Annotated in this window: 7 protein-coding genes; 1 reads left to right on the top strand and 6 read right to left on the bottom strand. The window is 75.6% G+C overall.

Annotated features, from left to right (window positions below; genetic code table 11):
- On the bottom strand, positions 1-1,246 hold a 1,246-nt coding region (locus ACFWUQ_RS30330), incomplete at its 3' end, for an ATP-grasp domain-containing protein (RefSeq protein WP_384544417.1).
- Positions 1,247-1,396: 150 nt separating this feature from the next.
- Between ACFWUQ_RS30330 and ACFWUQ_RS30325 the strand changes: the two genes are divergently transcribed.
- Positions 1,397-3,028 (top strand): glycoside hydrolase family 26 protein, encoded by a 1,632-nt coding sequence (locus tag ACFWUQ_RS30325; protein WP_384544415.1) that lies wholly within the window; start codon positions 1,397-1,399, stop codon positions 3,026-3,028.
- 5 nt (positions 3,029-3,033) lie between these two features.
- Here ACFWUQ_RS30325 and ACFWUQ_RS30320 read toward each other — a convergent pair whose 3' ends face one another.
- From ACFWUQ_RS30320 to murJ, 5 genes are all read right to left on the bottom strand, one after another.
- Positions 3,034-4,176, bottom strand: coding sequence for a GNAT family N-acetyltransferase (locus ACFWUQ_RS30320; protein ID WP_384544413.1), 1,143 nt, complete (start codon positions 4,174-4,176; stop codon positions 3,034-3,036).
- Entirely contained in the window at positions 4,173-4,991 is an 819-nt protein-coding gene (locus ACFWUQ_RS30315; RefSeq protein ID WP_384544411.1) for a lipopolysaccharide biosynthesis protein, read from the bottom strand. Before ACFWUQ_RS30315 ends, ACFWUQ_RS30320 begins: the two co-directional genes overlap by 4 nt.
- Positions 4,992-5,071: 80 nt before the next feature.
- Positions 5,072-6,385 (bottom strand): glycosyltransferase, encoded by a 1,314-nt coding sequence (locus tag ACFWUQ_RS30310; RefSeq protein ID WP_384544409.1) that lies wholly within the window; start codon positions 6,383-6,385, stop codon positions 5,072-5,074.
- Positions 6,382-7,158, bottom strand: coding sequence for a polysaccharide deacetylase family protein (locus ACFWUQ_RS30305; RefSeq protein ID WP_384544407.1), 777 nt, complete (start codon positions 7,156-7,158; stop codon positions 6,382-6,384). Before ACFWUQ_RS30305 ends, ACFWUQ_RS30310 begins: the two co-directional genes overlap by 4 nt.
- The coding region (murJ, locus tag ACFWUQ_RS30300) for a murein biosynthesis integral membrane protein MurJ (protein ID WP_384544405.1) at positions 7,148-8,832 on the bottom strand (1,685 nt) is incomplete at its 5' end. The genes ACFWUQ_RS30305 and murJ, both read right to left, overlap by 11 nt.

Genomic DNA, 8,832 nt, shown 5'->3' with positions numbered 1-8,832 from the left:
CCCCTGCCCCGGCCCCGACAGCGTCGCCGGCCGCCCGGTCCGCCGTCGGGCCCGCCGCGGGAGCCGGGCCAGTCGGCGGTCGCGGTGGCGGTGGCGGTGGCGGGGAGGCGACTCCCGTCCCGACGGCCGCGGGGAGCGGCGCCGGGGCCGCCGGTCGCGCCGTGGGACGCGCCCGGCCCGCCGCGAGGCGCAGCGCCGACAGCAGCGCGTAGTTCTCCGCGACGAACACCCGGCCCGGACCGCCCGAGGGCTGCGGGACGCGCTGGGCCGTCAGGTCGAGGTACATCGCCTGGACGACGTCCAGCCCGGCCGTGTCCGTGAACAGCCGGAACTGCGCCCCCGGGCGGGGGTTGAAGTCGACCAGCCGGAAGACCCCGCGCTCGTCCCGGCGGAAGTCCAGGTCCAGGATCCCCTGGTAGCCCAGCCGTTCGGCGAGCCGCAGCCCGGCCTCCTCCACCGCCGGGTCCGGGAGCCAGCGCCCCATCGCCGTCAGTCCTGTCCGCACCGGCCAGGACAGCTCCTTGCGGCCCGATCCCACGAGCAGCGGTCGGCCGCCCCGTCCGAAGGCGCCGTGGAAGAACCAGTCGGTGTCGGCCCCGGCCGGCAGGAACCGCTGGAGCAGCAGCCGGCTCCCCGCCTCGGCGGAGCGCTCGTGGAGCCGGCGCGCCTCGGCCGGGGTGTGCACCAGCATGGTGCTGCGCAGTCCGGCGGCGGCCGGCAGCAGCCAGGGCCGGCTCCACTTGGCGACCACGGGCAGGCCCAGCCGCCACGCGGCCTCCGCGGCCGCCGCCCCGCTCGCCGGGATCACGGTCTCGGGGTGCGGGACGTCCCACCGCGCGCACAGCCGCGACAGCTCGGCCTTGTCCGCCACCCGGGCCGGCAGGTCGTCGGGCTGATGGGGGATCCGGAAACGGTCCGTCAGCATGGATGCGGCCCGGGACACGGCGATGGCGCTCAGGTCGTCCATGGCGACGAGCACGGCCGGCCGGCCGATCCGCTCCGACACCCCGGTCAGGCACTCCAGCAGCGTCTCCGGTGCCTCGGGGTCGACGCCGCCGACCGGTCCGGGATGCACGGCGCGCAGATGGCGCGAGCGCCGCACGGGGCCTCCCCCGGCCTCGACGACGGCATGGACCTCCACGCCTCTGCGGCCGAGGGACCGGACGGCGCCGAGGGTTCCGTGGTGGAACGGATTGCGGTCGAGTCGGAGCAGGACGGCGGGCACGTGGTGGGCGAACGCGTGCATGGCATCGGGGTCTTTCACCTAGTCGGACCAAGCGGGGTGGATACGCGCCTGCGAATGGCCTACCCCGCGGTCACCGAACAGGCCATTCGTCAGATTTACTGCCTAACGTCTCTGGTAAGCACACCGATTCAGGAAAGCCCGGGAGACGCCATGCCCAGACCACGCCGCCGACTGGTGAGCACCTGTATCGGTACCGTCGCGGTCGGACTGCTCGCGACCGGGGCCGCGCTCGCGGCCCCGGAGGAGGACCGCGCCCCGGGCTCCGACATCGCCATGGGCGCCTACCTCGACTTCGGGCCGCCCGGGGTCGCCCGGATCCCGCACCTGTCGCGCTGGCTGGGCGGCAAGGAGATCCGGGTCGGCCACACCTACCTGCCCGGGGACCAGTGGGCCGGCATCGAGGGGAACGTCGGCTTCCTGGCGGACTGGGCCGCGTGGCGCCGGGCCCGGGAGGACCGGATGTTCGTCCTCAACGTGCCCATGCAGGAGCGCAACGAGGACCGGGTGCCCGACCAGCGGGTCGCCCAGCTGATCCGGGCGGGCGCGGAGGGCCAGTTCGACCGGCACTTCCGGCGGCTCGCCGAGCGGCTGGTGTCGCTGGGCGTCCCGGACACGGTGATCGTGCTCGGCTGGGAGATGAACGGCATCACTTACACCCACCGGTGCGCACCGGACCCGGAGAACTGGAAGGTGTACTGGAGGCGCGCCGTCACCGCGATGCGCTCCGTGCCCGGGCAGGCGTTCAGGTTCGACTTCGCGCCGAACAGGGGCACGGACGCCATCGGTTGGAACCGGTGCTACCCCGGTGACGACGTGGTCGACATCATCGGCATGGACTCGTACGACCAGAACCCGGGCCGGACCTTCGACGACCAGATCACCCAGCCCTTCGGGCTCCAGTACCACGTCGACTTCGCGAAGGCGCACGGCAAGCGGATCTCCTACCCCGAGTGGGGGCTGTTCCGGCGCGGGGACAATCCGGAGTACATGCGGCGCATGCTGGGGTGGATCGCGGAGCACAAGCCGCTCTACCACACCATCACCGACTACTGCCCGCACGGCGTGTGGCAGTGCAAGCAGAACCCGCGGTCCTCGAAGGCCTTCCGCGACGCCCTGACCCCGCGGAAGCCGGCCCCCGTGACCCCGACCCCGGTGGTCCCCACGCCCGTGGTCCCGACCCCGGTCGTCCCCACCCCGGTGGTCCCCACCCCGGTGGTCCCGACCCCGGTCGTCCCGACGCCCGCCGTACCGACGCCGCAGGTCCCGACGCCCGCCGTCCCCACCCCGCAGGTGCCCACGCCCGAGGTCCCCGTGCCGTCGCCCGCGGTCCCCGTTCCCACGCCCGTCGTCCCCGAGCCCACGCCGGTGGTCCCCCTGCCGACGCCCGAGGTCCCCGAGCCCACGCTGGTGGTCCCCCTGCCGACGCCCGAGGTCCCCGAGCCCACACCGGTGGTCCCCCTGCCGACGCCCGTGGTCCCCGAGCCCACGCCCGTGGTCCCCCTGCCGACGCCCGTGGTCCCGGCCCCGGTCACTCCGACCCCGGTCACCCCGAGCCCGCTCGCACCCACGCCGGCGGTCCCGACCCCCTCGCCCGCGGTGCCGAGCCCGCTCGTGCCCACGCCGAAGCCCACCCCCATGCCCGAACCGCCGCTGCCGCCGGCCAACAGCAAGCAGTGGTGCGTACCGCTCAGCTTCGGCGAGTGGCTCTCCAAGCTCGTCGGCAACCAGTCCGTCTGCATCACCCTCAACTGGACCAAGGACGACAGCATCTGGCCCTTCTAGACGCGTCATCTCACCCGCAGTTCGTTGAGCCGCGCCCGCCAGTCCCTGGCGGCCGGCAGCGCCTCCCGCAGCGCGTCCACGGCCCGTTCGCGCCCCGCCACCTGCGACGCGTGCAGTCGCAGCAGGGGTGCGAGCGCGGTCGTGGCCAGCAGGAACCGCTGGTTGACGACCGTCTGCGGACGCCAGTGGTTCTTGTACGGCTCGCTGCCCCGCAGGAAGCTCACCACCGGACGGCCGTCGGCGAGCGCGCGGCCGGCCTCGTAGCGCAGCAGCAGCGCCGCCACGTCCACCTTGCGCGTCCGCAGGTCCGGATCGGCCCCGTACAGGTACCCGCCGCTCAGTCCGGCGGACAGCAGCGTGACGTTGGCCGCGACGACCTCCCCGTCCAGCCGGAACTCCGTCAGCCGCCCCTCGCCCGTGCGCACCATCCGCCGGGTGGCCCGGGTCAGGTGCTCGGCGAACCGGGGCCGCAGGTGCTCGGGGGTCACCCCGCGACCGCGCCACTGCTTCTCGTGCAGCCGCAGCAGGGTCCGCACCGCGCGCGGCACCTCCTGCTCGGTGACCTCGTGCTCCTCGATCCCGGCCGCGTCGGTCTTGCGGAGCTTGGCCCGGACGCGCTGGGCGCCCGAGGACGGCATCCGCTTGACCAGCTCGTCGAAGGGCAGGGCGGGCAGCTCCATGCACGTGGAGTCCCTGAGGGTGCTGGCGACGCCCGGCCAGTGCTTGAGGATCCCCTCGGCGGCGGCCCCGGGGCGTACCTCGCGCAGGTCGACGACCGCGCCGCGGGCGGCCCGGTGCAGCCCGCGCGCCAGGGCCGGGACGACCTGGTCGGTGTACTCGGCGTCCACGAGCACGTCGAAGTAGTCGGTGATACCGCCGCCGAGCGGCACCAGCAGCGGAAACGGCCGGTGCACGAGCATCAGCGCGGCCGCGCCGACCAGTCGCCCGCCGCGGCGCACCAGGACGAGCCGGAGCCTGCCGTCCCTGCCGTACGACAGCCACCAGGAGTGCAGCCAGGCGTGGCTCTGGAACGGGGTGGCGGTGGGGCAGCCGCGGAAGAGCCGGTTCCACGACTCCTCCAGCGCGGCGAACTGCCGGGGGTCGCGGCACAGCGTCACCGACAGGGCCCCGGCGGAGCCGGGATTCATCGCGCGGACTCCTTCTCCTTGGTCTCGGCGTGCTCACCCTGCGCCGGGAGCGAGGCGTACTCCTCGGCCCCGGGCGCCCCGGGGGCCGGCGCGGCGGCGGGCTCCTGGCGGCGGCCGCGGGCCGGGCGGGCCAGCAGCCACAGCCCGCCGAGCAGACCGCCCGCGCACATCCCGACGGCGCCGCTGAGCGGCGCGGACGGGGAGACCGGGTCGGCCGGCGCCACGGCCTGGTTGAAGAGGAGCAGTTGGACACCGGTGTTCTTGGCGGCCTGATTGCTGCTCAGGGAGAGGGCGTCGGCGACCGCGTTGGCGATGTCGGCGGCCTCGCCCGGGCTGGTGGAGGTGCCGGTCACGGCGATCATCGGCGACTCGGGGGAGGTCTCGGCCCGCACCCGCGTCCGCAGCTCGCGGACGCCGACGCCCGCGCGGGGCTGGGCGTAGGCGAGGGTGGAACTGCTGGTGGCGATACGGGCGTAGGCCTGCGCGAAGCCGAGGGCGGTCGCCGGGTCGGTGGTGTCGTCCGGGACGGCGACGACATAACTGGTGGCGGCGTACTCAGGGGCCTTGAGCAGTCCGTAGGCGCCGCCCGCGGCCAGCCCCAGCAGGGCGCACGCCGGCAGCGGCCACCACGGGGGCGGTGAGGGCCTGCGCCGGCGGTTCCTGGCGGAGCGGCGGTCGGGCCTCGGCTCCGGCGCCGGGTCCGGCCGGGCGTCGGTGCTCCGGTCGGTGCTCCGGTCCCTGCTGCGGTCGGTGCCCCGGTCGGTGCTCCGGTCCGCGCTCCGATCGGGCTTCTTCTGGTCGGCGGTATCGGCCATCACGTGCTCACTTCCTGGGTGGAGGGGAGTTCCTTCGGTTCCCGGCGGCCCGCCGCGCGGCGGCCGCCGGGTGGGGCTGATCAGCCGGGCCCGCCCGCTGCCGCCCGGCTCGCGCCCGTACCGGACGCGCCGGGCGGCTCGGACCGCTGCCCCGCCCGGGAGGCACCGGGCGACGGCACGGACACCGTGCCCGGTGCGCCGAGGCCCCCGCCCGCGCCGTCCCGCCCACTGTCCGGGGCCGCCAGGGCCAGGGCGTACACGTCCAGGAGCTGCCGGGCGCTCTGCGCGATGTCGTAGCGGCGGGCCACCGGCGGCGCCGGCAGCCGGCGCGCACCCGCCTCCATGTGGCCGCGCAGCGCCGCGACCAGCTCCTCCGTACCGGTCCCGATCCGGCGGGCGCCGGGGGCCTGGAGGGCGGGCAGGTCGTCGATGGCCGGACACGTCACGTGCAGCACCGGCAGTCCGGCGGCCAGCGCCTCGACCACGGCCAGCCCGAACGCCTCCTCCCTGGACGGTGAGACGAAGACGTCCATGGCGGCCAGCAGGGCCGGGATGCCGGGGGTGCGGCCGTCCGCGCTGTCCCCCAGCGGATCGCGCTCCCCCAGCAGGTGGATCCGGCTCTGCGCGCCGAGCTCGGCCGCGAGCCGGCGCAGCGCCGCCCGCTCGGGCCCGTCCCCGGCCAGCAGCAGGTGCGCCCCCGGCAGCGCGGCCACGGCCCGGACCAGCACGTCGAACCGCTTGCCCGGCACGAGCCGGCCGACCCCGCCGACCACGAAAGCCCGCTCGGGCAGCCCGGTGCGGGCCCGGGTGGCCCGCCGTACGCCCTCGTCGAAGCGGAAGCGGGCGGCCTCGATCCCGTTGGGTACGACGTGCACCCGCTCGGGCGGCACCCCCCACCCCTCCAGCCGGGCGGCCACGGTGTCGGACACGGCCACGGTCGCCGCGCCGAGCCGTTCGCCGGCCAGGTACAGCGCCCGCACCCCGCGCGACAGGGGGCGGCCCTCGATCTCGTACTCGCCGAGGGAGTGCTCGGTGGCCACCGTCGCCCGGACGCCCGCGAGGCGGGCGGCGAGGCGCCCGTAGACGCAGGCCCGGTACAGGTGCGTGTGCACGAGGTCGTAGCCCCCGCCGCGGATGAACCGCGCCAGCCGGGGCAGCGCCCCCAGGTCCCGGTTGCCCCGCATCCCCAGGTGCACGACCCTGACCCCGTCGCTGCGCAGCCCCTCGGCCACGGGCCCGGGGTTGGTCAGGGTCAGCACGTCGCAGCGCATCGGCATGTGCCGCAGCAGCAGGCGCAGTTGCTGCTCGGCGCCGCCGACGCCGAGCCCGGTGATGATGTGGAGCGCCTTGACGGCGCTGACGGCCTCGGCGGCCCCGGCCCCGGCGGCCTTCACCGGGCCACCGTCCGGCGCAGCTGCCGCACCTGGTGGCGCAGCTGCTTGATCCGCAGCCGGGCCCCGCCGTCGGCCTGGCTGACGTGGGTGCGGGGCAGGGCGTGCAGGCCCGTGAGCCGGCCGGGGTCGATGGCGCAGGCGTAGCCGTAGCCCGCGGCCCGGGTCGCCTCGACGACCCGCGCGTCGAGGTGCCCGTACGGGTAGCAGAAGCCCTCCGGCAGGGCGCCGGTCAGTTCGCGCAGCAGGTCGCGGCTGCCGCGCAGCTCCTGCACGAGGACGTCGTCGGAGGCCGCCGTGAGGTCCTGGTGGAGCAGCCCGTGCGAGCCGATCTCCTGCCCCGCCGCGGCGACTTCGCGGATCTGCTCGGCGGTGAGCAGGGACTTGCGGGGCCCCAGCGGGTCCCACACGTTGTCCACGCCGAGCCGCCCGGGGAGGACGAAGAGGGTGGCCGTGCAGCCGTGGCGGCGCAGCAGCGGCAGCGCCCGCGTCAGGAAGTCGGTGTAGCCGTCGTCGAAGGTCAGCCCGACCAGGCCCGCGCCGCGTCCGGCCGCGCGGGCCCGGAGCAGCTCCCCGACCGACACCCCGCGCAGTCCCCGGGCGCGCAGCCCGAGCAGCTGCGCCTCCAGGGCCCGCGGGGTCACGGTGATCCCGTACGGGTCTTCGGCGGGATCGGTGAACTCGGCGACCGAGTGGTACATCAGGACCCACGGGGACGCGGTCCCCCGGGTGGCGGGCGCCATGGCGGCGGGCGCCGTGTCGGTGTCAGCGGACATTGCGGAACCTCTGCGTGAGCTGGGAGATCTGACCGGGCAGGGCAGTGACTTCGAGGGCGCGTATGGCCATGCCGGTGGCCCCGAACATGGCCGGGACGAGCAGGCAGCCGAGGGCCGCGCTGAGCATCGGGTCGGGGACCATCGGGCCGGCGATCCAGCCGGTGGCGCACGCGGCGGTGGCGGCCGCGGCCAGCCGCCCGACGCTGACGGCGACCCGGCGGACGTGGATGGCAATGATCCGGGAGCCGAGGCCGGTGAGCAGGAGCACGGCGGTGGTGGAGATGCCGGCGGCGTTGGCGGCGGCGATGCCGTAGGTGCCCCACCAGCCGACGGCGAGGGCTCCGGCCACGATGTTGACGAGCAGTCCGGCGCCCATCGCGAGCGCCGGGAACCAGATGGGCCGGGCGGTCGAGAAGAAGGGCCGGGACAGTGCCCCGACGAGGCAGTGGCCGAGCAGTCCGAGTCCGTAGACCCGCATGATCGAGGCGGTGGCGAGAGTGTCCTGGTGGCTGAACGCGCCGCGCTCGAAGAGGACCTCGATGATCTGGGGTGCGTACCCGATGACGAGCGCGGCGCCCATGAGGACGGCGAGGGAGGCCAACGCGAGGTCCTGCTCGACGCGGCGGCGGGCCTTCTCCCGCTCCCCGCCGGCCATCGCCTGGGCGACGACGGGGAAGGTGACGGTGCAGATCATCAGCGAGAGCACCATCGGCATCTGCGCGACCTTCTGCGCGTAGTTGAGGTGCGAGATGGCCCCGGGGGGCAGGGAGGCCGCGAGGAACCGCTCGACCAGCACCTGCGACTGCCGGAAGACGGCGAAGAAGATGACCGGGGCGATCACCCCGAAGGCGATGAGGGTGGGCCGGTCCCGGTCCCGCCGGCGGCGCGCGGCGCCCTTGGCGCGGGAGGGACCGAAGCCGACGTTGCGGACGAAGGCGGGCAGTTGGACGAGGACCATCAGCAGTCCGCCGGCCGCGACCCCGGCGGCGGCGGCCCGCACCCCCCACAGGGTGTGCAGGGCGACCATGGTGCCGATGATGCCGACGTTGTACGCGACGTAGATCGCTGCGGGCGGCAGGAACGACCGGTGCGCGCGCAGCGCGGCGCTGAAGTACCCGGCGATGCCGAAGGAGACCACGGTCAGGGCCGTCAGCCGGGTGCACTGGACGGCCAGTTCCGGGTGGGGCAGGCCGGGTGCGAGCACGCCGACGACCAGGGGTGCGGCCAGGCAGATGACGGTCGCGACGGCGGCCAGGAGGACGGCGAGCCGCGGCAGGGTGGCCGCGACGAGCAGCCGTACGGGGTCCTGCGCGCGGGCCTCCTTGCGGGTGAGGCCGGCCCGGCTGGCGGCCCGGCGGGCCAGGGCGTGGCTGAACGCGGGCACCATCAGCAGGGCCATGGCGTCCTCGATGAGCAGCGTCGAGGCCATCTCGGGCACGGTCCAGGCGATCAGGAAGGCGTCGCTGTCGTGCCCGGCCCCGAAGAGGTGCGCGATGGTCTGGTCGCGCAGCAGCCCGAACACGGCGCCGGCCGCGGTCAGCCCGGCCGTGACGGCGGCGGCCTTGGCGAGGAACCGCCCCAGCGGCGCCGGTCCGCCGCCGCCCGGCGCGGCGGCCGGTGCGGGGGTCCCGCCGGTGCGGCCCCCCGGCCGCGCCGACCGCGGCACCCGGGGCG

This window comes from Streptomyces sp. NPDC058662 (genome assembly GCF_042716255.1).
GTDB lineage: Bacteria > Actinomycetota > Actinomycetes > Streptomycetales > Streptomycetaceae > Streptomyces.
This window is presented reverse-complemented; position numbering and strand designations above follow the sequence as displayed.

Bases quoted from the DNA above. Each gene is read 5' to 3' on its own strand.
- ACFWUQ_RS30325 (WP_384544415.1), top strand. From the start codon at position 1,397: ATGCCCAGACCACGCCGCCGACTGGTGAGCACCTGTATCGGTACCGTC.
- ACFWUQ_RS30320 (WP_384544413.1), bottom strand. From the start codon at position 4,176: ATGAATCCCGGCTCCGCCGGGGCCCTGTCGGTGACGCTGTGCCGCGAC.
- ACFWUQ_RS30315 (WP_384544411.1), bottom strand. From the start codon at position 4,991: ATGGCCGATACCGCCGACCAGAAGAAGCCCGATCGGAGCGCGGACCGG.
- ACFWUQ_RS30305 (WP_384544407.1), bottom strand. From the start codon at position 7,158: ATGTCCGCTGACACCGACACGGCGCCCGCCGCCATGGCGCCCGCCACC.